Here is a 22284-nt window from a genome sequence, read left to right on the forward strand (position 1 = left end):
ATTGGTAGACACAAGGGATTTAAAATCCCTCGACGTTCGCGTTGTGCCGGTTCAAGTCCGGCCCGGGGCACCATCCGCAAATTGAGTGCGTGGATTTAACATCCCGCCGTCGAGTTGACCGGCCGAGTGTCGGACCATCAATTCCGGCTCGGGGCACCATCTCTCGTAGGTTGAGATTTTTAAAGTCTCAGAGAACAAAAATCGTTAAGGCGCCTTGGCAGAGTGGCTATGCAGCGGATTGCAAATCCGTGGACCTCGGTTCGACTCCGGGAGGCGCCTCCATTCGATTGAGTACCATCGCATCTCATTATCGAACGTACGATTAGGTTAGTGTGTTTATTTAAATTATTTGAGGCTGATTTAGCTTCTAGAAAATTTGAATAGAATCTGTCGCATTGACCATCGAAAGGGTTAACCCTAACGAAAACCTCAATGTTTCTTCTTAGAAACGACAAAATGGCGCCTTGGCAGAGTGGCTATGCAGCGGATTGCAAATCCGTGGACCTCGGTTCGACTCCGGGAGGCGCCTCCATTTTCTCTTTAATACATAATCACTTCACTTAAGACCTCTGACCATTCACTCAATAAGTGAAAATTTAAGACGTTTGTTCATAAATTTACTCATCAGTAACCGATATTTATTGCGTCAAATTCGACGTAATCCTCATTTTCGACTTAACACCACAATTTTATGTTCCAGTTTTGCACATTCAACTCTATTAACAGAACGTTGTTAATTATAAACTTGGTGCATTACTAAAGGCTAATTGATAACATCATGTATAACGTATTGTTAATATATGACATTGTTAGATTTTGGCTCAGGACGAGCCCATTGTTGTTTTAGGGAGAAAAACACGTGTTTAGTCGTAAAAGCAGGCGAATGCTAGCCTTGGTGTTAAGTGCTGCGTCTTGTTCAACTTTCGCTGCTTCAATGGCCAGTTACCCAGACGGGTGGCTCGATTGGCCTGTTGTAAAAGAGTCACAAAACCTACCAGCAGACACGGTTCTACCTCCAGATACTTCTCTTTTTATACAAGAATCTGTTCGAGCTTATAGCTGGATCAATAATGGTCAGGGTTCGCCACTGACGATCCGAGTTAATCCAGCAAAACTAGAACAATATAAAACCCACGGACCATATACCGATGGTCCAACAGCCGTTGCCATTTCTGAAGTCGATGGCATCGTTTGGGTAACAGAGCACATTGGCGGTATGGCGATATACGGAAGTTATGATCGTCAAGGAAAAGACATCAGTCATACTCATCCATCTCTCGAACCTTCTTTTTGTCAAAGCTGTCACACGACCTATCAAGATATCTGTATCAACGGAACGTGTGCAGAGCCTGTCTTAGGTGTGTACAAAGACAAGTAGTAGTAAAAATGAGCACGCGAGTTTTTGGTTGGCTTACGATTAACCAGATGTTGTTTGTTTCGCATCTGGTGTTAGTGATGTCGATTATCTTTGGTTTGTCATTGACTCGGTTCCAGAGCGAATGGGATATGCGCATTGAACATGCTGCGACCATGGCAAAAACTCACCTTTCTTCTCAAATGACCTTCTTGTCTGGATCGATCGCAGGGCGGAATTACGCAAACTTAATGATGCCATCTACTAAGGCAAATTTGAGTGCTATCGATGATTTGCTTTTTGTCGAAGTGTCTGGCGTATCGGATTACAAAACTCAAGAGGTAGCTGTGCGTTACCTCGCTCAAACCAACCAAGTATGGCGGATTGATGTCAGTGATTACGAAGTAGGCAGCTTAAAGGGGCAAAAAGATAATCTACTTCGTATGCTTTCAATGACGCCTGATGAAGATGAGATAAAACGGAATAAGCTCCAATATCTGGTAAACAAAACGAGCATCGACCTCGATGCGTTGCAAGATAGCCAGCGTTTAAACAGGGAGACAGAATTACCTTGGAATAAGGATGTGCTACGTCAAACTGACTTCTATTACGATTCTACCTTGTCAGTGCTGCATGTTTGCCTACCACTTCGTAACAATAACGGTGGCTACATCTGGGCAGTGTTGGATGCAAGCCAGCTCGACCATATCAAGTTAAACCTCATCAAAGAGCTAAGTCGTGAAGCGCTCATTGCCATCTTGATTTCAATGATACTTATCTATGTCGTTACGATGTGGATCGTTAGCCCATTAAAGCGTTTGTCTACTTCGATGAAGAAAGACATTGAGAAAATAGATCAATCCCATATTCCGGAAATCCGACGTTCTGATGAAATTGGCGAGTTGGCACGCTCATATTCTAGCTTGATCACCAAGATCAAAAATCAACTTCGTGTGCTTCGTCAACAAACAGATACTGATACGCTGACAGGGGTTGGTTCTCGGTTTTTGTATAAACGTAGCGCGCCGTTCTTTGTTCGAGATTCACTCAAGACTATGGAGTATGTCTGCTTTGTTCTGTGTGATATCGATAACTTTAAAAAGTTTAACGACACCTATGGCCATACCGAAGGGGATAACGCACTTTGTGACGTGGCGGAAGTATTCCGTTCACAGCTTGGGGCAGACCAGCCGTCTTATCGTTTGGGTGGGGAGGAGTTTGCTCTGCTCGTTTATGGTAACAATCCTGACGTTCTTAATTCTAAAGTCGAACGTATAAGGCAGGCCGTAGAAACACTCTCGATACCACATATGAAGAATCAACCATCTGGTGTAGTTACTATCTCTGTTGGCGCTGTTCCAATAACACTCTCAGCACAAGAACCAACCTTTGAATCCTGTCAGGCAGCGCTAGAGCGTGCTTTTGAAATTGCAGATAAAAACCTATACACCGCCAAAGACACTGGCCGAAATACGGTGATCATGGCGAAGCCTATCCAAATTTAACTGGTATTTGTCCAGTTTTTCACCGGCCCACGCTGGCCAAACTAAATTCAAAAAATAGCAAAGAGAAAGGAGTCTCCATGCATCATATTGGGGAAGATAAACAGTTTTGCGGCTCACAAACACGTTTATGGGTGGATACTGATATCACCATTGGTCACAAGAGTGGTTTAAAGCCATGTGATGTCGATGACGGGTATGCACTGGGCTTGTTACTTCGAAGCCAAGAAGTGGATATTGTTGGAGTAAGCTCTACATTGGGTAACTGCGACGATATTGAAGTGACGACTGAAATCGCACAGTCTTTTATCCAAAAGTTTGGTCCGACATATCTGAGTGTTTCAAAGGGAAGTGCAAGCTTCTTTGACTCTGCTGTGGGGGTTCCAAAAGCCGTTACCGATCTTGCTGATCAACTAAAACAAGAGCCTCTGACTATTTTGGCAATTGGTGCGTTAACCAATATTGCACTGCTGATTAAACATTACCCTGATGTGCTTCACAACATCGAAAAGATCGTTTGTGTTGCAGGCCGCCGCAGTACCGACCAGCATTTTGTCGCGAGCAAACATCAAACGCGTCCATTTCGCGATCTCAACTTTGAGGTCGACGAAGCGGCTTTCGAAGTACTTTTAAGTAGCGATGTACCTTTAACATTGGTTCCTTTTGAGGTGTGTGCGGATGTCTGGGTGAACTTTTCTGAACTAAGAGCCATGAGCCACGCCAGCAGTTTAAGTCACTTTCTGGAACAACACTCAATGATTTGGTGGACAGAGTGGAAGCTGATCTTTGGTGCAAAAGAAGGGTTCATTCCTTTCGACATGGTTGCTGCAGCTTATGTGGTAAATCCAGAATGGTTTGTGTCTCATTCTTGGGAGGCCAAGGTGGAGATCGCGGCAAGTGATACGGACAAACACAAAGAGAAAGCCTATCTGGTTTGCAATGAATCGATAGAGCAGGGACGAGAGGTCGACTATGTAGTTGAAGTATCGCCAGATGCTGAACCGGAAATGCTCAAGCGTTTAGCGGAGCGCGACATTGGTGCATTTGTACTTGGGTTATCTCATATCAATGTCATTGTCGATGATGTTGATACTGCGGCTGATTACTACCAGCGAGTGCTCGGTTTTGAACGCGCACTTGATGATCAGCGGCAAAAAATGGATTACCGCAGTGTGAGTATGGCCGAGTTTAACCAAGATGCAGGTTTAGCTGGACAAGATGTTGTCGTTGACGTGCTGTTTGTGAAGCATCCTTATGCGTCGGTCTATCTTGAATTGATGAAATATCACACACCAATCGGGACAAAAGACATACCCCCTCAACCAAAAACTTATGACTTGGGCGGCCCTCGTCATGTCGCGCTAGAAGTTTCAAACTGTGGTGAAGTCTTCCGTTACTTAAAACAACAAGAAGGGGTAACCATGATCAATACGTCGGATGAATATCATCCTGAAAAGCTCGACGGATTCCCGATTTCCTTTTTCTACTGGATAGACAAATACGGCATTCAATGGGAAATGGAAGAAGGACGGAGGGTAGGTACGTCTCGAGGTATTGTCTAATTGACTGAATTTAAATAATTTTTTGAACAGAAAAGGCAAGTGTTTTGGTGCTTGCTTTTTGTTTGTTATTAAGAAATATGACAAAAAGGGTGATCTTATTTTATTCGGGTTACATTAATTTTGTTTAAGTTACGAAAGCAAAGGTTTAAATACGGGTTAAAAAGTGCTCCTACCCCTTTAGGGTAGTTTAATTCCGTAATTGATTTACATCATGTATTAATTTTCTTTCACAATTAACAATGCAGACAGTTAAGAACCTAACCCTTAGGAAGTACAATGAGCAAGTTGAAGCTAGTAGTCGTCGGTAACGGTATGGTAGGCCACCGTTACATCGAAGACTTAGTCGAGAAAACCGATGTCTCTAATATGGATATCACGGTTTTTTGTGAAGAACCTCGAGTCGCATACGACCGTGTGCACCTTTCCTCTTACTTTTCTCACCATACTGCAGATGAACTTTCTTTAGTAAAAGAAGGCTTCTACGAGAAACACGGCATCAATATGTTGATCGGTGAGCGCGCGATTAACATCAACCGTGAAAACCGTATTGTTTATTCAAGCACAGGTCGTGAAATTAAATATGACAAGCTGATTCTTGCTACTGGCTCATTCCCATTTGTACCGCCTATCAAAGGTCATGAAAGCAAAGACTGTTTTGTTTACCGCACTATCGAAGATCTAAAAGCGATCGAAGCGTGTGCGAAGAAAAGCAAATCTGGTGTGGTTATCGGTGGTGGTCTTCTAGGCCTTGAAGCTGCAGGCGCGTTAAAAGCTCTGGGTGTGGAAACTCACGTGGTTGAGTTCGCACCAAAACTGATGGCTGAGCAGCTTGACCTTGCTGGTGGCAATCAGCTTCGTCAAAAAATCGAGCGTATGGGCGTGAACGTTCACACCAGCAAAAACACGCTTGAGATTGCCGCAGAAGGGGAAAGCGCACGCAACGTTATGCGTTTCGCTGACGGCACTGAACTAGAAACAGACTTCATTGTATTTTCGGCAGGTATCCGACCTCAAGACAAACTGGCTCGTCAGATGGACCTAGACGTTGCGCCACGTGGTGGTATTGCCATTAACGACTACTGCCAAACGTCTGATGAAAACATCTACGCTATCGGTGAGTGCGCATCTTGGAACGAAATGTTCTACGGTCTTGTGGCTCCTGGCTACAAGATGGCGACGGTTGCAGTGGATCACCTACTTGGAAACACGGAAAGCAAGTTCGAAGGCGCTGACATGTCTGCGAAGCTAAAACTGCTTGGTGTGAAAGTTGGTTCTATCGGTGATGCGAACGGTCGCACTGAAGGCTGTAAGAGTTACGTTTACCAAAACGAAGAACAAGAAGTTTACAAACGTCTTATCGTATCGGAAGACAACAAGAAACTGCTAGGTGCAGTAATGGTTGGCGATACGTCTGACTATGGTGATCTTCTACAGCTTATGCTGAACGAAATCGACCTACCAGAACACCCAGATGCGTTGATCCTACCAGCACACGCAGGGGCTGAAAAACCTTCTTTGGGTGCAGACGCATTGCCGGAGAGCGCGGTTATTTGTTCATGTTTCGACGTGACAAAAGGCAAGATCGCACAAGCAGTTGCTGATGGTCACCACGCATTGGGCGACATCAAAGCAGTAACAGGCGCAGGTACAGGCTGTGGTGGTTGTATTCCTCTAGTGACCTCTGTTCTAAATGCTGAGCTTGCTAAATCTGGTATCGAAGTGAAGAACGACGTGTGTGAGCACTTTGCATACTCACGCCAAGAGTTGTTCCACCTAATCCGCATTGAAGAGATCAAAACGTTTGATGAGCTTCTAGAGAAATACGGTAAAGGTTACGGCTGTGAAGTTTGTAAACCACTGGCTGGTTCTATCTTGGCTTCTTGCTGGGGTGAGCACATTCTTAAGCCACAACTGGTTAAGCTGCACGACACGAACGATAACTTCCTAGGTAACATCCAAAAAGACGGTACTTATTCAGTAATCCCACGTATGGCGGGTGGTGAAGTAACGCCTCAAGCACTGGGTGCGCTAGCGAACGTTGCTGAAGAATACAACCTATACACCAAAGTAACTGGTGCTCAACGTATTGGTCTGTTTGGTGCTCAAAAAGATGATCTTCCAGAGATCTGGCGCAAGCTTATCGACGCTGGTTTCGAAACAGGTCAAGCGTACGCAAAAGCACTTCGTATGGCGAAGACATGTGTTGGCTCTACTTGGTGTCGTTACGGTGTTCAAGATTCTGTTGGTCTAGGTTCTTACATCGAGAACCGTTACAAAGGCATTCGTACCCCTCATAAGATGAAGTTCGGTGTTTCTGGCTGTACTCGTGAGTGTGCGGAAGCACAAGGTAAAGACCTTGGCATTATCGCGACTGACGCCGGCTGGAACATGTACGTATGTGGTAACGGCGGTATGAAACCTCGTCATGCAGACCTACTAGCGAGCGACTTAGACAAAGAGACTCTGATCAAGTACATCGACCGTTTCATGATGTTCTACATCCGTACTGCTGCGCCACTACAACGTACATCAGTTTGGATGGAAAACATGGAAGGTGGCGTTGACTACCTACGCGAAGTGATTGTTAACGACAAACTTGGCATTAATGCTCAGCTAGAAACTGATGTTGCGAAACTGGTCGATGAGTACGAGTGTGAGTGGACTGCAACCATTAATGATGAATCACAGCTGACTCGTTTTGCACACTTCGTTAACTCAGACAAACGCGATGACAATGTTGTGTTTGTGCAAGAACGCGAACAGCACCGCCCAGCAACCTTCACGGAGAAGCACCCTGAAGCGAAAGGCGACATCCTACACGTAGCGATTACAGAAGCATAAGGGAAGGTTGATTATGTCATTTGAAAAGATTTGCCAAATCAGCGACATCGTACCGGGCACAGGTGTTTGTGCACTGGTTGATGGTCAACAAGTAGCGGTATTCCGTCCAACTGAAGCGGAAGAAGTGCTAGCGATTAGCAACACAGACCCTTTTTTCCAATCAAACGTGCTCTCTCGCGGTTTGATCTGTGAGCACCAAGGCGAGCTTTGGGTGGCAAGCCCACTTAAGAAACAACGCTTTAACCTGAAAACAGGTGCGTGCATGGAAGACGAACACTTTAACGTGAAAGCGTACAAAACGCGTGTAACAAAAGGCAAAGTCGAAATCTCAGCATAAGAGCTTGGTTAAATTCCCTTCTCTTCGGGGGAGGGAATGAACCGAAATCTAGATTTAATAGGTAAAGGCTTTTCGATGTTCACCTGCGGGGGGACAAGGAAGCAAGGTGTTACTGAGTTAACGGGAAGCCTTTCTCTATTCAATCTTTAATTTTTAACTTTCAACTTTTGAATAAGGACACATTCATGTCTACAGACTTTAAACCTGCTGAATTCGTACAAACCATGATTAACGTGGGTGAAGCGAAAACAAACACCAGCACTCGCGATTTGCTACTTCGCGGCACAATGGCAGGTATTATCCTGTCACTTGCGGTCGTTGTTGCGATTACGACTATCGTTCAAACTGGCGTTGGTATTGTAGGTGCACTTGTCTTCCCTGTTGGTTTCGTGATTCTAAGTGTGATGGGTTACGACCTCGTTACTGGCGTATTCGGTCTTGCTCCTTTAGCTAAGTTTGCAAACCGTCCAGGCATCACTTGGGGCCGCATCTTCCGTTGTTGGGGTCTTGTCGGTTTGGGTAACCTTATCGGTTCTCTAATCGTTGCTTACCTAGTTGCTATCTCTCTAACAGGTAACTTCTCTCTAGAACTGAACGCAGTAGCGAAGAAATTTGTCGCTGTTTCTACCGCGCGTAGCCTTGGTTTTGAAAACATGGGGATGGACGGATGGATCACGTGTTTCGTACGCGGCATCTTCTGTAACCTAATGGTGTGTCTGGGCGTTATCGGCAACATGACTGCCCGTTCAGTATCTGGTCGTGTGGCAATGATGTGGTTCCCAATCTTCATCTTCTTCGCATTAGTATTTGAGCACACAGTAGTAAACATGTTCCTATTCCCACTAGGTATGATCCTAGGTGCTGATTTTGGCATCGCGACTTGGTTGAACTTCAACCTTATCCCAACCATCCTAGGTAACATTGTTGGTGGTCTAGTGATGACTTGTATTCCACTGTACCTAACTCACGCAAAAACTGCGCCTTCTATCAATGCTGAAGAAGAAGTAAAAGCACAGCCAGCAATGGCTAAATAACCATTCACTGGTAACACACTTAATATGGTCCCGCTTCTGGATGGGCGGGACCATTCTCCAACCTGGATTTCAATTTTTAACTTTCGCTTTCGCGACATATTTATTGGTTTAGCTATAAAAAGTAATAACTCCTTAGAGTGGTTTTAACCCTAAGTGCATAACGCGAGTGTTACTCTTTATATCTAAATTTTTCGATAGGCGTTGATATGACTACTGTTAACTCATCTTTAAACAGCGGCTTTGTTTCTCTTGTTGGTGCCGGTCCTGGTGACCCAGATCTGCTTACCGTAAAAGGCTTAAAAGCCATTCAAGCTGCCGAAGTTGTGGTTTACGACCGATTGGTGTCGAAAGACATTCTGGAATTGGCTCACGCATCAGCAGAGATGATCTATGTTGGCAAGAAGTTGGACTTTCACTGCGTACCTCAAGATCAAATCAACCAAATCTTGGTGCAGAAAGCGCAAGAAGGTAAACGCGTTGTGCGTCTAAAGGGCGGTGATTCATTTATCTTTGGCCGTGGTGGTGAAGAGCTAGAAGAACTAGCGGAATTTGGTATCAAATACGAAGTGGTTCCGGGTATCACAGCAGCAGCGGGTGCAACGGCTTATGCCGGTATTCCATTAACGCACCGTGACCATGCACAAAGCGTACAGTTCATCACGGGTCATGTACAAAAAGATGGGCGCGAAATTGAATGGCGTTCTCTAGCACAATCCAATAACACACTTGTGTTCTACATGGGTTTGAAGCAAAGCGGCCACATTATGGATAAGCTGGTCACTCACGGGTTAGATCCTGAGATGTCATGCGCCATTATTGAAAACGGCACGCGCCCAGAGCAGCGCGTGTTCCAAGGAAAGTTGAACGAGCTATCGAGCATGGCAGAGCATGCCGTGAGCCCAGCATTGATTGTGGTTGGTAGCGTTACTCAACTGCACAACAAATTGGATTGGTTCGGCAAGTAGCCGAAGACTTAATCTTAAGCGTTAGATCGCGCAAGGACTGCGTTTCTGCTGCATCTCCCTTTTACGCATTGGCATTTCATCGATCAGATTGTTGATGAATTGCCAATCGGTTTTCGCTCCCCAGCGGTGTTTCTCTTCACCATCTTTACCTAATAGAATCGCCGTGTGTTGGCCTTGTTTCACTTCGTAAAGTTTGGCTAGCATCTTAAGGTCAAACTCTTCTTTCAACCAATACGGCTCTGTATACCCATCTTCTGCAATGACGAGCGTTATCACGTCTCTGTCTTCAAGTTCACACTCATTCATTAAAGCCTCTAGCAAAAACTGTTTCACATGATTGTCGTTTTCTGGCGCAAAATATAAGACGCTGCGGTGTGGCCAATATTGAGAGTGGGCAGGGTAACCAAACGCGGCACTTGATATGAGGCATGAAAGCAACAGGGCTATAGTAGGCTTGTTCATGGTTTCCCTCCTTGAAACGCGAAACTCCGATTATCAGGTTATACGATAAGTTTAGTGGAATTAGTTCATTGTGCTTTGGCGCAAGTTCGCTTAGGGTATGGCACAAACAAATAAGGCATAGAACTTGATGAATTCGGAAAGCAAACAAAAGATCGCCATCTTGGTTGATGTGCAGAATGTGTATTACACCTGCCGCGAAGCGTACCGCAGCAATTTTGATTACAACCAGTTTTGGTATGTTGCGACACAAGGGAAAGAAGTGGCGAGTGCAAAAGCTTATGCGATTGCGAGTAATGACCCGAAGCAGCGTCAATTTCATCATATCCTGCGTGGTGTAGGCTTCGAAGTCATGCTTAAACCGTTTATTCAGCGACGTGACGGTAGTGCAAAAGGCGATTGGGATGTGGGTATTACACTTGATGCCATCGAAGTAGCACAAGACGTAGATGAAGTCGTATTGGTCTCTGGTGATGGTGACTTTTGCTTGCTGGTTGAGCGAATTCAGCAGCGCTTCAATAAGAGAGTCACAGTGTATGGTGTACCTAGGCTTACGTCTCAAACCTTGATCGATTGTGCCGATAACTTCGTCGCTATCGATGAAGACTTTCTTCTCTGATCTCGCCTAGCTGTATAGCTTCGAGAATCAAAGAAAGGGCGAGTCACTTCAGGCTGTACGCAAACGTACAATGACTCGCCCCTTATTTCTGATTCAGATGATTTACGAAGGAATGATCATTTGTCCTAGTAAGTAACCCAAACAACACGCACCAATCACGCCGATTAAACCCACAGACATGAATGAGTGGTTGAAGTACCACTTACCAATCTTAGTTGTACCTGAGGTATCGAAGTTCACAGTTGCGATATCCGAAGGGTAGTTTGGAATAAAGAAGTAGCCGTAAACCGCTGGCATCAAGCCGATAAGCAGTGCTGGCTCCAAACCTAGACCTAAACCGACTGGCAACATCATACGCGCTGTCGCTGCTTGAGAGTTCACCACAACCGATACGATGAATAGTGCAAGAGCGAAGGTCCAAGGGTAGCTAGTTACCATCTCTACGATGCCGGATTTAAATTGAGGCATTGCGTATTGGAAGTAGGTGTCTGACATCCATGCGATACCGAAGATAGCAATCGCCGCCACCATACCAGATTTGAAGACCACGCCGTTCGGAACATCACGTGGATCGGTTTTTGTCGCAAGCAGAATGATACCGCCGAAGCAGAGCATCATCATTTGGATAACCACCGCCATACTGATTGGTTTGCCGCCGTCGACAATAGTTCGAACTTCCGGCCACATAGCAATCACTACAATCACGAGAATCGATAGAATGAATAGCAATACTGAATTACGTGCGCTTACGGGCAATATTTCATCGAGCGAAGTTGCGGTTGTATTCAGGATCTTGTCTCTCCAAACCGGATCTTTTAGACGTTCTTGGTATTCTTCATCGTCTTCAAGTTCTTTACCGCGTTTTAAGCTGTAAAGGGACATCAGCAAAGTACCGAACAATGTGGCAGGCACAGTAACGAGTAAAATAGAAAGTAGGGTGATCTCGTGTTGGATATCAGACAATTGTGCAAGGTAGTAAACCACTGCTGCTGAAATTGGTGATGCAGTAATGGCGATTTGAGAAGCAACCGATGCTGCTGCCATAGGGCGCTCAGGACGAATGCCGTTTTTAAGCGCAACGTCGCCAATGATTGGCATGATAGAGTAAACCGCGTGACCAGTACCAAGTAGGAAAGTCATAAAGTAAGTCACGAACGGCGCAATAAGAGTGACGCGTTTAGGGTTCTTACGTAATACGCGCTCGGCCACTTGCAACATGTATTTTAAGCCACCTGCGGCTTCAAGAATGGAGGCACAAGTGACCACCGCTAGGATGATCAGCATTACGGTCACAGGCGGAGAGGTTGGAGGCATCTTGAAGATGAAAACCTCAATGACCAAACCAATACCAGAAACGACACCAAGACCAATGCCGCCATACCGTGAGCCGATATACAGCATCACGAGCAAAAATAGAAACTCAAGATACAACATGTTTAATTTCCTTATTAGAAACAGGGACTTCTATTGTTTCGGTATTCAAGGAAAAAATACTTAGCTTTGTTCACATTCTGTTTTATAGGAAACAGCAATGTCCAATAATTGGGAATAACTCACGCTGAGCCGTGTCAGTGTTAATGGTGCATTGAAAGGGTGTTGTTGGAATGTTTGAATCGTCCGTGTCTAAGGTTAAACCTGACCATTTTGGTACACTGATTGGAGTTATTTCTGTTTGAATTTTGCTCTATATGTTTGTTGGCTTGAGTTTGGACTTAATAAAAGCAGCGAGTTTTTCCTGTTGATCGTTATTTGATTATTAGTGTAAAGGAATAAATCATACTGATAACCATTTGCATTCGCTTTGGTGCTTGAGTATAACTGCTTGCAAATGATAGCGTCAGTAAGTACAGCCATGTCTGAGCAATTTTTCCAACAACTATTTCATTACTCTAAAGAGGTCACGCCTTATTTACATGGCAGTATTGGTGTAATTGAACCGGGTGCTATCCATCTCGATAATGACATCAATCCAATTGTTCAAGAACTCTATCAAACGCTCTCAAAGGTGCACCCAGAGGCCGGTAAAGCCTATTGGCTTACTCGAACATGGGACTTACTGTGTTGGCAACCGATGTTTGTGGCATTCATTTCTATTTATGGCTTTCACACGCTACCTAACCTAAGAGGCATGGGACAGTACGTTCACTCTGGTTTTGTCACGGGTTACCGTTTCCCTGATAAGCAACATGTTCACGGGGAAATTGAGGACTTAATAAAAGAAGCGGGTGGGCAAATACGTGAGGTTTACGACTTTTACCAAATTCAAATGAGCGAATGGACAAGAATTCGCCCCGGATTTACTCAACAATTGATGTCTGATGGCGTTATGTCTTGCTTACTACGACTACAACAAAACTTTCCGCAATTTACTAATGAGATGATTCAAGCCCAAGCCAATTTGTGGTTAGAGGCGCTTGGATTGAATACGGCCAACGTCTCGTCTTTGTATAATGTAGGCGAAGAGCAGCCACTAAAATTAATACGCAAGAGCTGTTGTCTGGTTTACAAATGTGAAGGAAGACAACTCTGCGAAGACTGCCCAAGAACGGATAAAAATAAACAGTTAATCAGATCGAGAAACATGCAGGGCTAACATGTTGATAACATATGTAACAATGCTCGATATGTTAGTGCGAATGAGTATTATTGCCATCTCTTTAAGTTTATAAAAAGATAAAGACAATGATAAAAAGGAAGTTCTCTCTTAATCTCATCGTGCTCGCGATGAGCAGTGGCTATGCAGCACAGGCCCTCGCTGACCAATCTATTCTTCAACAGGAAAATGCCGACGAGCAAATGGTGGTCGTAGGTAGCGTTGTTCCTAAATCCATTTCGGACATACCCGGCACCGTTTGGTTTGTCGATCAAGAACAAATTTCTCAACAATATCGAGCGGGTAAAACGCTGGGTGATATTCTCTCTGCGACAATTCCGTCATTGGACGTTGGTACCGGCGGAAGAACCAACTACGGTCAAAACTTACGCGGCCGAGCCATGCTTGTGATGATAGATGGGGTATCGCTGCAATCTTCTCGCCCCATCAGCCGTCAACTTGAAGCCATAGACCCATTTAATATTGAACGAATTGAAGTGCTTTCAGGAGCCACATCGATTTATGGTGCTGGCGCGACAGGTGGTGTGATTAATATCGTAACTAAGAAAGCGGCTTCTGAAGATCTTGCATTTGAGTCTTTTGTTAGTGGTACATCGGGTTTTAACAGCAGTGAAGACTTCGATTACAAAGTCGCACAGTCAATTTCTGGTGGCACCGAAAAAGTCACAGCACGTGGCGCCGTCGTGTACAGTGAAACGCAAGGTTTTTACGATGGGAACGGTCACATTGTCACACCAGATATCTCTCAAGGATCACTTCAGTATAATTCGACGCTCGACGTCATGGGGTCAACAGAAATTCAAACGTCTGAAACCAGCCAACTTAACCTTGTTGCCCAGTATTACGATAGCCAGCAAGATTCGCCTTATGGTTTGTACATTGTCGGGCGCGACTTTGTGGATGTACGTAAAGGGTTTGATTCAGATCGTGAACACGGTACAGAGCGTTTGCTCTTAAGCGCCAGCTACAGCCATGACGCGGTATTTGGTCATCAATTAATTGGTGAGGTTTCTTACCGTAGTGAAGACCAGACGTTTACTCCCTATTTCCAAAGTGCATCTCAACAAGAAACCGAAGTCTTTTCTGGTCGCTTAGCGTTAGCGAAGGCTTGGCAGTCATTCAATTTAGTTTATGGGGTAGATGCCTACCTAGACCGATTTGACAGCAACCAAGCACTGTTTAATCCCACCATTGCAAATGACTCTGGCAACCAAGTAAATAAAACATACGCTCAAGTCGGTCGTTACCCTGGTGTCGATGTGTCTTCTTATGCGTTGTTTGTTCAAGGTGATTACCAAATTAACCAGGGTTGGTCTGTGCAAGCCGGTTATCGCTACCAATATATGGATAACAAGATAGATGATTTTGTCGCATACAGCGTGCAAAAGAAAATTTCGGCGGGCGCAGGAACATCTGCTGATTCCGTACCGGGTGGCAGTACTGATTATTCGGTAAGTCTGTTTAACCTAGGCACGATTTATCAGATCAATAATGAATCGCAAGTTTGGGCGAACTTCTCGCAAGGTTTCCAATTAGCAGACCCCGCGAAGTATTATGGTCAAGGGACGTATGAAGCGGTCGATGCAAATGGTCATTATGTATTGCAAGACAGTATTAACGTCTCTGATTCAAAAATGTCTGGTATTAAAACGGACAGTTATGAGATTGGTTACAGACTGGATAAAGATGTGCTTTCATTACAAGCCGCGGGTTACTATTCATTATCCGACAACTCAATCAAATACGACCGTAACACACTTTTGATTACGAATGTCGATGATGAACAACGCGTCTACGGTGCTGAAGCGAACATCAACTACTGGGTGACTGGCGATGTTCTCGTCGGTGCATCTGGTCACTATGTGGTGTCTGAGCTAAAAACTGACGGCAAATGGGAAGATTTAAATGCAGGCAAAGCAAGTTCATCAAAGGCGAATGCTTGGGTGGCCTGGTATCAAAACGACTACGCGTTACGCCTACAGAGCCAAACCATGTTTGATTATGAAGATAATGCCAATAACAAGTTAGACGGCTACACAACGTTTGATCTATTGGGTAACGTGACGCTACCTATGGGTCAGTTAGGATTCGGAATCCAAAACTTATTTAACGAGGATTACACCACGGTGTGGGGACAACGTGCGCAAATCCTGTATGCGACTCACTATGAGTCTTCTGCTTATGACTACAAGGGGAGAGGTCGTACGTTCACGTTTAACTACAGCCTTGAGTACTAAACGTCAGTATTCGAAATACAAATAAGCACGTTAAATTTGGATAAAAAAGCCGCGTTATGCGGCTTTTCTTATTTAAGCTTCATCAGTGGTTTGCGTTTCAGCCACATTTTCAGACGTTTGTTCTGCCGTCTGGTTTTGCTCTTCAGCTTCCATCTTCGCACGCTCTGCTTTTGAGATGTAGCGAGGCTTGTTGCTCTTATGAAGCTTTGCATTTTGTTTTTTCAACTTCGCTTTTAAGATCGAGTTGATTTTCTTCTTGCGGTTCATGGTGTTGGTCCTTTAATTTAGCGGGGCAGGATAGTGATTTTTCCACCAAGTTACAAGCCTAATGGAACCCTTATGAAAACACTTATTACAGAACGCCTGACACTTCGTCTTGTTAGTGTAGAAGATGCGCCGTTTGTTTTAGAACTCTACAATCAGCCTGACTTTTATCGCTTCGTCGGTGACAAGCAAATTCGCACCTTGGAAGAAGCAAAACGTTACATTCAAGACAACATGCTAAGGATGCAAGAACTCAAGGGCGTCAGTTTGCTGGTGGTAGAAACCAATCATGATAAACAACCTATAGGCATTTGTGGTTTGGTCAAACGCGACACATTAACGGCGTTTGATATTGGTTACGGTTATCTACCTAGCGCTTATGGCAAAGGTTACGCAAAAGAAGCGGCGAGTGTCGTGGTTGATTTTGCTCGGGACGAGATGAAAATAGAAAACTTGGTCGCCATCACCAATAATGACAATAATCGTAGTATAAGTTTGCTAGAAAAATTGGGCTTTCAGTTTGAACGTATTGAGCAGACTTACGATAATGGCCGAACTTTACAACTCTACACCATGACGCTGTAATCAAAGGGTGAACAATGAGCGACATTTTACTGGGCAAACTCGCCACTGAATTTAAAACCGTTAAAGCTATGGTTGAGGCCTATTGCAAAGATCACCATAGTACGAAAGGTGAGTTGTGTACAGAATGTCGTGAATTATTAGAATATGCAGAAGTGCGCCTTGATCGTTGTCCTTACGGAGAAGACAAGCCGACTTGCAACAAATGTCCAATTCACTGCTACAAACCAGCCCCTAAAGAACAAATGCGGTTAATCATGCGCTATTCCGGGCCTCGAATGTTACTCAAACATCCAATCTTAGCGATTCGCCACTTGGTTCATGAGAAACGTGAGGTTCCAGAAAAGCCTGCTCCCAATGCATCCAATCGTCACAAGCGAATGAACTCAGAACGCGAAACCAAGAAGTCGTAGCCATTGTGCTTAGTTAAGAAGTCGTCACCATGGTTAGATTTTTGATCCAGTACTTTTGCGTGTATCTGCGATAACACAATGCTAATTTCACCACTTCTTCGGTGATCATCAGCGCGTAAACGTATTTGAATTCCCAACCTAGTGCAAACGCAGCAACCGCACACAAAGGTAAGCCTGTCATCCACATCGCGATAAAGTCCATACGCAAACAAAATACATTGTCTCCGCCAGCTCGGATAATACCGTTGATGATAATCATGTTAAGCATGCGTAGCCAAATCGCGCTGCATAAAATCACCACCGCAGGTGCTGCAAGTGGGTAGAGCTCAGGGTTGTCTAAGTTCAAAGCAGCAATGATTAATTCTCGGTTTAGTAGCAGTAACGCACCAATCGAAATACCAAACACAAAAACCGCTTTAATGAAGAAGCTTGCCATGTACTGAGCTTGTTCAAAAGCATCACGCCCTAACGACTGGCCAATCATCACAGAGCACGCCACCGAAATACCAAAGAAGATGGAATAACATAGCGACTCAAACGGGCCTAACATGCTGAATACCGCAAGTTCTGTTGTGCCCATATGCCCAAAGATCATTTGATACACCATAGTGCCAATTGCCCAAAGCAATGCACCTAACGTCATTGGAAGCGCCAAACGGCGATAAGAGAGCCACAAAGAAGGGCGCTCAGAACCTTCTTTCATTTCCAATAACCAATGCTTACGCCAACGCATGTAACCAACCATTGCAAGAACTTGGAACAGGCGAGAAATCGTTGTCGCCAAAGCCGCACCTGCAACGCCCATTGCTGGTACACCGAAACCACCTTTGATGAGCCAGAAGTTAAGTGCGATATTCAGAACAATCGTCACCGCCCCCAAAAGTAAAGGAGTGACGGTGTCACCAGAAGAGCGCATGCTCGCTTCTAAAACAATGATGATATGAGTGAGTAACAGAACAGGAAATGCATACCAAAGGTAAGTGGAGCCGAGTTCGATGACTTGCGTATCGTTGGTTTGTAGACGCATGATAAGTTCGCTACCGACTGTGATTATCAGGGTAACAGGAATCAAGACTTTTAAACCAAATCGAATCGCTATACCAGTAACGGTTTTGGCGCTTACCGCGTCTTCACGTCCCCAATATTGAGCAACGAGTGTGCCGTTTGCCGATGCTAAGCCAGCCATAATCATGATTGCAACAAAGTGCCACTTTGAGGCAATTCCCACAGCTGCGGTTGCTTCTTTACCAAAGTCACTAACCATGAGAACATCAGCCAAGGCGAGAATAGCCACCAACGCACTCTGGATCGCGACAGGGAAACCCAAGCGGACGATCTGCTTAAGTAGCCCGCTAGATAAAGAGTTGTCGCTGTTTTTGATGCCAATATTGTTCGTCATAGTTACTCCTCGAAATTTGTGAGGAATATAAAGTCAATAGGGACAGAAATACATGTGCGAAAAACCACAAAACCTGTGCAAATCCGTCATCGAACAATTTGCCATCAAAACAGAGTGGCACGACGATGTGCATTTAGCACCCGCATGTAAAGAACGATTCCTGACTCTAACTGAAATCCCCGAATGGAAACGAGCTGATATCTTTATGGCGGGGCTTGCTGAACTGCGCGATGGTTACCATGTCGAGCGAGACAAAGTGGGCGTTCATACCTTGCTGTTTACCATTGAAGGTGGCGGTGTTTTGATTACACCGGGTTTCGTTAAAGAAATTGAGCCTTATACGCTGACTATTTTGCCCGTAGATACGTGTTTTCGATTTGAAATGAATCCAAGCAAAGGACTCTGGAAGATGGTTTGGCTTCTGCCCCAAAATACAGAGGCTTGGCAGCATCTCTCTGACTTGGGTCAAACCGTGGTGCCGTTTAGGGGCTCTGAGCAGGTATGGTCACTGATGACCTTACTCTACAACGAAATAGGGGGACGAACGGGGTTTCGTCAGTTGTTGATCAGTGAAGTGCAACGATTGGTAAAAAGTGTTGAAACCCCGATCAGTACATCGCTATCGCGTGTTCAAACACTCTTTAACGAAGTTGAAGGTCAGTTACACTTGCCTTGGACCATTGCTGAAATGGCCAAGCAGTGTTTTATCAGTGAAGAACAGTTCAACCGTTTATCTAAACAGCTTTTCAATATGAGTCCGCGAAGCAAGTTAATTGAGCTTCGTATGCACAAGGCCGCGGACTTATTGCAGTATCCAGCTTGGTCAGTAGCTATGATTGCCAACCGTTTGGGGTATCGTGACCCTTACAATTTCACCCATCGATTTAAAAAGTTCTACGGCACTTCGCCAACACGTTATCGCAAGAGGTTACTGGAGAATCAAAACCAATGAGTCGTTTTGATTTCTAATGATCACCTAATAATCGATAAAGTAGAGAATTCAGAAACAAAAAAACGAGGGCAATGACCCTCGTTTTTGTTTGTCTTTTTGCAGAGGTTTGAATTACAAACCTGCAGCCATTTGATGCTTTGATTTTGTTGCAGCGATGAGCATGTAGATGCAAGTCGCAAGCAAAGCCGCAAATAGATAGCCCAACAAGCCGTGCATTTGGCCCATGAACTTATCAGCAACCACAGGACCAGCAACTGAGCCGATGCTGTAGCTAAACAACATCACTTGTGTTGCGGATACAATGAAACGCTCTTCTAAACCTTCACAACCCAAGTTGATTGCAATTGGATACAGTGCAAATGTTGCCATTCCCAATAGGAACAGCGCTACTGCTAGAACCACCGCTGAGGTAGAAACAAACGTCAGACCAATAGAGAAAATACCCAAAATACAGAAGAATGCCATCAAGACTGTACGAGCCATGTATTTGTTTAATGTGGTCACCATAGGTTGAACCAACATGCCGCCAAGGATGACAAGTGCCATTAGGGTACCAATATCTTGGTGACTAATTTTACGGTTTGCTAGCTCTACAGGCATCAAACCGTAGATTGCACCCAAGGTTAAGCCAGAAACAATACAACCAATGATTGCAGCATGGCTTAGCTTAGAAATTTGTTTAAACGATAGTGCGGTTGATTCGTGGCTGTTTGGTTGTTCACAATCGATGAACAGCAATACTAGCATTGCCATTAGGATCAACGTTGTGATCGCGATAAAAGGTACACCGCCGCTTACACCAAGGATACCAATACCGAACTGACCAAGTGCAGAACCACCGTACAGAGAAAGCATGTACAGGCTTAAACGTTTCGCACGAGACGATTCATCACCAGACATTAGCCATGATTCAACAATCACAAACACGCCAGCGACCGCCATACCTGCGATAAAGCGGGCAACAAGCCATACCATACCGTTTGGAAGAATAGGCATTGCCATAATCGTTAAAGAAAAGGTCGCCAAACATCCAACAAACGCTTTGCGGTGCCCAACGGTTCGCACGACACGCTCAAAGAAAATTGCACCAACCAATAGGCCGCCATAGAACACACTCGCCAACCAACTCGCGTAATCAGCAGAGATGTTGTACTCACCAAGCATGAGGGGAATCAAGCTCATCAAATAGCCTGATGCCACTGCATAAAGAGACAGTGCTACGACCGGAACTGTGACTCGTGGTGATGCTGCGGGAACGACTGTGTTTTCCAATGTTTTGCGCCTATTAGTTAAGTAAATTTAAGGGGTTATTCGGCGCGAATATGAGGCTAATTAATAGGCAAGTAAAACGATATATTTCAGTCGTTTCGACAAAAGAAATTTATCGAAATTCTATGGGGAAATGCTGCATAAAAACGCCAGCCTGTAAGTGAGGCTGGCGGAAGGATTTATTTGCTAAGTGCCTGATTTAACCACTGATCGAATTGAGTCTTCGGTAGGGCGCCGTTGATCATATCCACGCGCTGGCCATTCTTGAAAACCATAATGGTTGGGATGCTACGAATACCAAATTGAGCGGCAAGCTGCTGTTGCGCTTCGGTATCAATCTTGACAAAACGAGCGTTTCCGGTCAGTTCTTGTGCCACATCCGAGAAAACAGGCGCAAAACCAACACATGGATTGCACCATGGTGCCCAAAAATCAACCACAACTGGCGTGTTACTTTCTAGCAGCGCCGAGAAGTTATCGACAGTGCCTTCTATCGGTGCACCATCAAATAGAGCGTTTTTGCATTTGCCACAACTTGCAGCTTCTGCAACTCGCTCATTAGGGACACGATTTAAACCGCCACAAGACGGGCAACGAGTTTTAAACGATGACATGACTTCTTCCTTTATGACAACTTGATGAAAACATGACTTACCAGTCAGCCTCATAATTTGTATACTTATTTTTTAGCCTGCCGAATTATAAGACGGCAAGTCTGTATTTGGACCTGAACAGGTTCTAAGAAATTTCATTAAAATACAACAATAAATAGGTCTGCGATGACAAATTACTACGCTGAAATTACAGGTTGGGGAAAATGTCTTCCACCAGCCACGCTCTCTAACGATGACCTTAGCACTTTCCTTGAAACTTCAGATGAATGGATTCGCACTCGTACTGGTATTGAAAACCGTCGCATCAGCCACGTAAACACGTCTGACATGGCAACGGTAGCCGCGCAACACGCGATGGCTCGTGCAGGTGTAGAAGCGAGTGACATCGACCTGATCATTGTTGCGACATGCTCTCCTGACTCTCTTATTCCAAACATTGCTTCTAAGGTTCAGCAAAACCTTGGTATTCGCTCTGCTGCTGCATTCGATTTAAACGCGGCATGTACTGGCTTCGTGTACGGCCTAGAAACAGGTACACGTTTGATTCAATCGGGCAACTATCGAAACGCAATCATTATTGGTGCTGAGCGTCTTTCTTTCTACATCGACTGGGCAATGCGCGATACTGCCGTACTGTTCGGCGATGGTGCAGGGGCCGTTGTTCTGACTCGTACAGAACAAGAAACCGGTCTATTGCAATCGCAAATTGGTTGTGATGCAAAAGGGCGCGACATCCTTTCTGTACCTAAGTTTGGTACATGCATGGATCGCTTTGCGGAAGACAACGGTTACTGGGACTTCAACTTTGTAGGTCAAGAGATCTTCAAACGCGCCGTAAAAGGCATGGGTCTAGCGGCGAAAACGGTTTTGAAAGCTTCAGAACTAACCACAGATCAAATTGACGTGGTAATCCCGCACCAAGCAAACATCCGTATCATCCAAACACTGTGTGATCTTTCTGGTATCCCGCAAGAAAAAGCGTTTGTGAACATCCAAAACTACGGCAACACTTCGGCAGCGACGGTGCCAATCGCATTATGTGAAGCGCTAGAACAAGGCCGTGTTAAGCCAGGCGACAACATGCTATTAGCAGCGTTCGGTGCTGGCCTAACATGGGGTGCTGCGGTGCTGAAGTGGGGTGACCGCGTAACGCCAATTGCAGAAAGCGACGCTGTGTTACCTGAGAGTGACAAGTCTGCACTTGAGTTACTAGAGCGTGCTATTAAGCTTTGTAACGAACGCCCACGTGGTGAAGACGCATAACTAG

Annotated in this window: 20 protein-coding genes and 2 tRNA genes; 16 read left to right on the plus strand and 6 right to left on the minus strand. The window is 44.9% G+C overall.

The features are described 5' to 3' along the window. The first annotated feature begins 208 nt into the window (after positions 1-208). The 9 genes from VJL_RS08910 to cobA all read left to right on the plus strand — a co-directional run bounded on the left by VJL_RS08910 (position 209) and on the right by cobA (position 9595). Positions 209-282, plus strand: a tRNA-Cys gene (locus VJL_RS08910). A 176-nt stretch (positions 283-458) separates the two neighbouring features. Continuing rightward, a tRNA-Cys gene (locus tag VJL_RS08915) sits at positions 459-532 on the plus strand. A 351-nt stretch (positions 533-883) separates the two neighbouring features. Continuing rightward, positions 884-1378 (plus strand): hypothetical protein, encoded by a 495-nt coding sequence (locus VJL_RS08920; protein ID WP_038877295.1) that lies wholly within the window; start codon positions 884-886, stop codon positions 1376-1378. Positions 1379-1506: 128 nt separating this feature from the next. Further along, entirely contained in the window at positions 1507-2859 is a 1353-nt protein-coding gene (locus VJL_RS08925) for a sensor domain-containing diguanylate cyclase (protein WP_307718618.1), read from the plus strand. A 77-nt stretch (positions 2860-2936) separates the two neighbouring features. After that, positions 2937-4418 carry a nucleoside hydrolase gene (locus tag VJL_RS08930; protein ID WP_038877298.1) on the plus strand — a complete coding sequence of 494 codons (1482 nt, stop codon included), beginning with the start codon at positions 2937-2939 and terminating at the stop codon, positions 4416-4418. A 276-nt stretch (positions 4419-4694) separates the two neighbouring features. Continuing rightward, positions 4695-7259, plus strand: coding sequence for a nitrite reductase large subunit NirB (gene nirB / locus VJL_RS08935; RefSeq protein ID WP_038877301.1), 2565 nt, complete (start codon positions 4695-4697; stop codon positions 7257-7259). 13 nt (positions 7260-7272) lie between these two features. Next, a complete protein-coding gene (nirD, locus tag VJL_RS08940; RefSeq protein WP_038877303.1) occupies positions 7273-7596 on the plus strand; it encodes a nitrite reductase small subunit NirD in 324 nt (107 codons plus the stop codon). Between the two features lie 185 nt (positions 7597-7781). After that, positions 7782-8630, plus strand: coding sequence for a formate/nitrite transporter family protein (locus VJL_RS08945; RefSeq protein ID WP_038865796.1), 849 nt, complete (start codon positions 7782-7784; stop codon positions 8628-8630). A 206-nt stretch (positions 8631-8836) separates the two neighbouring features. Next, positions 8837-9595, plus strand: a complete 759-nt coding sequence (gene cobA / locus VJL_RS08950; RefSeq protein WP_038877305.1) for a uroporphyrinogen-III C-methyltransferase — start codon at positions 8837-8839, stop codon at positions 9593-9595. 21 nt (positions 9596-9616) lie between these two features. On the opposite strand, the gene VJL_RS08955 is transcribed toward cobA, so the two are convergent. After that, on the minus strand, positions 9617-10057 hold the full coding sequence (locus tag VJL_RS08955; protein ID WP_038877307.1) for a DUF4174 domain-containing protein: 441 nt from the start codon (positions 10055-10057) through the stop codon (positions 9617-9619). A gap of 127 nt (positions 10058-10184) precedes the next feature. On the opposite strand from VJL_RS08955, the gene VJL_RS08960 reads away from it, so the two are divergent. Then, positions 10185-10673, plus strand: coding sequence for a LabA-like NYN domain-containing protein (locus tag VJL_RS08960; RefSeq protein WP_038865790.1), 489 nt, complete (start codon positions 10185-10187; stop codon positions 10671-10673). Positions 10674-10775: 102 nt separating this feature from the next. Here VJL_RS08960 and VJL_RS08965 read toward each other — a convergent pair whose 3' ends face one another. Further along, a complete protein-coding gene (locus tag VJL_RS08965; RefSeq protein WP_038877310.1) occupies positions 10776-12107 on the minus strand; it encodes an anaerobic C4-dicarboxylate transporter in 1332 nt (443 codons plus the stop codon). A gap of 418 nt (positions 12108-12525) precedes the next feature. Between VJL_RS08965 and VJL_RS08970 the strand changes: the two genes are divergently transcribed. Together VJL_RS08970 and VJL_RS08975 are read left to right on the plus strand one after the other, a co-directional pair. Next, on the plus strand, positions 12526-13266 hold the full coding sequence (locus tag VJL_RS08970) for a siderophore ferric iron reductase (RefSeq protein WP_038877393.1): 741 nt from the start codon (positions 12526-12528) through the stop codon (positions 13264-13266). A gap of 89 nt (positions 13267-13355) precedes the next feature. Beyond that, positions 13356-15524 carry a TonB-dependent receptor gene (locus VJL_RS08975; RefSeq protein WP_038877311.1) on the plus strand — a complete coding sequence of 723 codons (2169 nt, stop codon included), beginning with the start codon at positions 13356-13358 and terminating at the stop codon, positions 15522-15524. A gap of 72 nt (positions 15525-15596) precedes the next feature. Here the strand turns inward: VJL_RS08975 and VJL_RS08980 are convergent, their stop codons facing one another. Further along, a complete protein-coding gene (locus VJL_RS08980; protein WP_038865783.1) occupies positions 15597-15791 on the minus strand; it encodes a DUF2986 domain-containing protein in 195 nt (64 codons plus the stop codon). 72 nt (positions 15792-15863) lie between these two features. On the opposite strand from VJL_RS08980, the gene VJL_RS08985 reads away from it, so the two are divergent. Together VJL_RS08985 and VJL_RS08990 are read left to right on the plus strand one after the other, a co-directional pair. Then, a complete protein-coding gene (locus tag VJL_RS08985) occupies positions 15864-16373 on the plus strand; it encodes a GNAT family N-acetyltransferase (RefSeq protein ID WP_038877313.1) in 510 nt (169 codons plus the stop codon). A gap of 14 nt (positions 16374-16387) precedes the next feature. After that, the gene (locus VJL_RS08990; protein WP_038877315.1) at positions 16388-16783 is read left to right on the plus strand and encodes a nitrous oxide-stimulated promoter family protein; all 396 of its coding nucleotides are present in this window, start codon (positions 16388-16390) and stop codon (positions 16781-16783) included. Positions 16784-16796: 13 nt separating this feature from the next. On the opposite strand, the gene VJL_RS08995 is transcribed toward VJL_RS08990, so the two are convergent. Further along, positions 16797-18182 carry an MATE family efflux transporter gene (locus VJL_RS08995; protein ID WP_038877318.1) on the minus strand — a complete coding sequence of 462 codons (1386 nt, stop codon included), beginning with the start codon at positions 18180-18182 and terminating at the stop codon, positions 16797-16799. A gap of 52 nt (positions 18183-18234) precedes the next feature. Between VJL_RS08995 and VJL_RS09000 the strand changes: the two genes are divergently transcribed. After that, positions 18235-19134 carry a helix-turn-helix transcriptional regulator gene (locus tag VJL_RS09000; protein ID WP_038877320.1) on the plus strand — a complete coding sequence of 300 codons (900 nt, stop codon included), beginning with the start codon at positions 18235-18237 and terminating at the stop codon, positions 19132-19134. Between the two features lie 111 nt (positions 19135-19245). Here the strand turns inward: VJL_RS09000 and VJL_RS09005 are convergent, their stop codons facing one another. Both VJL_RS09005 and trxC read right to left on the minus strand, forming a co-directional pair. Next, positions 19246-20406, minus strand: a complete 1161-nt coding sequence (locus tag VJL_RS09005; RefSeq protein ID WP_038877322.1) for an MFS transporter — start codon at positions 20404-20406, stop codon at positions 19246-19248. Positions 20407-20582: 176 nt separating this feature from the next. Continuing rightward, positions 20583-21017, minus strand: coding sequence for a thioredoxin TrxC (gene trxC, locus VJL_RS09010; RefSeq protein ID WP_038877325.1), 435 nt, complete (start codon positions 21015-21017; stop codon positions 20583-20585). Between the two features lie 165 nt (positions 21018-21182). Here trxC and VJL_RS09015 point away from each other — a divergent pair, with 165 nt between their 5' ends. Beyond that, positions 21183-22280 carry a ketoacyl-ACP synthase III gene (locus VJL_RS09015; protein WP_038877328.1) on the plus strand — a complete coding sequence of 366 codons (1098 nt, stop codon included), beginning with the start codon at positions 21183-21185 and terminating at the stop codon, positions 22278-22280. The last annotated feature ends 4 nt before the right edge of the window (positions 22281-22284 follow it).

The sequence above is a fragment of the Vibrio jasicida CAIM 1864 = LMG 25398 genome (assembly GCF_000400365.1).
GTDB lineage: Bacteria > Pseudomonadota > Gammaproteobacteria > Enterobacterales > Vibrionaceae > Vibrio > Vibrio jasicida.

What these genes read in the sequence shown, in the direction of transcription:
- VJL_RS08920 (WP_038877295.1), top strand. Translation starts at nt 884, where the DNA reads ATGCTAGCCTTGGTGTTAAGTGCTGCGTCTTGTTCAACTTTCGCTGCT.
- VJL_RS08925 (WP_307718618.1), top strand. Translation starts at nt 1,507, where the DNA reads ATGCGCATTGAACATGCTGCGACCATGGCAAAAACTCACCTTTCTTCT.
- VJL_RS08930 (WP_038877298.1), top strand. Translation starts at nt 2,937, where the DNA reads ATGCATCATATTGGGGAAGATAAACAGTTTTGCGGCTCACAAACACGT.
- nirB (WP_038877301.1), top strand. Translation starts at nt 4,695, where the DNA reads ATGAGCAAGTTGAAGCTAGTAGTCGTCGGTAACGGTATGGTAGGCCAC.
- nirD (WP_038877303.1), top strand. Translation starts at nt 7,273, where the DNA reads ATGTCATTTGAAAAGATTTGCCAAATCAGCGACATCGTACCGGGCACA.
- VJL_RS08945 (WP_038865796.1), top strand. Translation starts at nt 7,782, where the DNA reads ATGTCTACAGACTTTAAACCTGCTGAATTCGTACAAACCATGATTAAC.
- cobA (WP_038877305.1), top strand. Translation starts at nt 8,837, where the DNA reads ATGACTACTGTTAACTCATCTTTAAACAGCGGCTTTGTTTCTCTTGTT.
- VJL_RS08955 (WP_038877307.1), bottom strand. Translation starts at nt 10,057, where the DNA reads ATGAACAAGCCTACTATAGCCCTGTTGCTTTCATGCCTCATATCAAGT.
- VJL_RS08960 (WP_038865790.1), top strand. Translation starts at nt 10,185, where the DNA reads ATGAATTCGGAAAGCAAACAAAAGATCGCCATCTTGGTTGATGTGCAG.
- VJL_RS08965 (WP_038877310.1), bottom strand. Translation starts at nt 12,107, where the DNA reads ATGTTGTATCTTGAGTTTCTATTTTTGCTCGTGATGCTGTATATCGGC.
- VJL_RS08970 (WP_038877393.1), top strand. Translation starts at nt 12,526, where the DNA reads ATGTCTGAGCAATTTTTCCAACAACTATTTCATTACTCTAAAGAGGTC.
- VJL_RS08975 (WP_038877311.1), top strand. Translation starts at nt 13,356, where the DNA reads ATGATAAAAAGGAAGTTCTCTCTTAATCTCATCGTGCTCGCGATGAGC.
- VJL_RS08980 (WP_038865783.1), bottom strand. Translation starts at nt 15,791, where the DNA reads ATGAACCGCAAGAAGAAAATCAACTCGATCTTAAAAGCGAAGTTGAAA.
- VJL_RS08985 (WP_038877313.1), top strand. Translation starts at nt 15,864, where the DNA reads ATGAAAACACTTATTACAGAACGCCTGACACTTCGTCTTGTTAGTGTA.
- VJL_RS08990 (WP_038877315.1), top strand. Translation starts at nt 16,388, where the DNA reads ATGAGCGACATTTTACTGGGCAAACTCGCCACTGAATTTAAAACCGTT.
- VJL_RS08995 (WP_038877318.1), bottom strand. Translation starts at nt 18,182, where the DNA reads ATGACGAACAATATTGGCATCAAAAACAGCGACAACTCTTTATCTAGC.
- VJL_RS09000 (WP_038877320.1), top strand. Translation starts at nt 18,235, where the DNA reads ATGTGCGAAAAACCACAAAACCTGTGCAAATCCGTCATCGAACAATTT.
- trxC (WP_038877325.1), bottom strand. Translation starts at nt 21,017, where the DNA reads ATGTCATCGTTTAAAACTCGTTGCCCGTCTTGTGGCGGTTTAAATCGT.
- VJL_RS09015 (WP_038877328.1), top strand. Translation starts at nt 21,183, where the DNA reads ATGACAAATTACTACGCTGAAATTACAGGTTGGGGAAAATGTCTTCCA.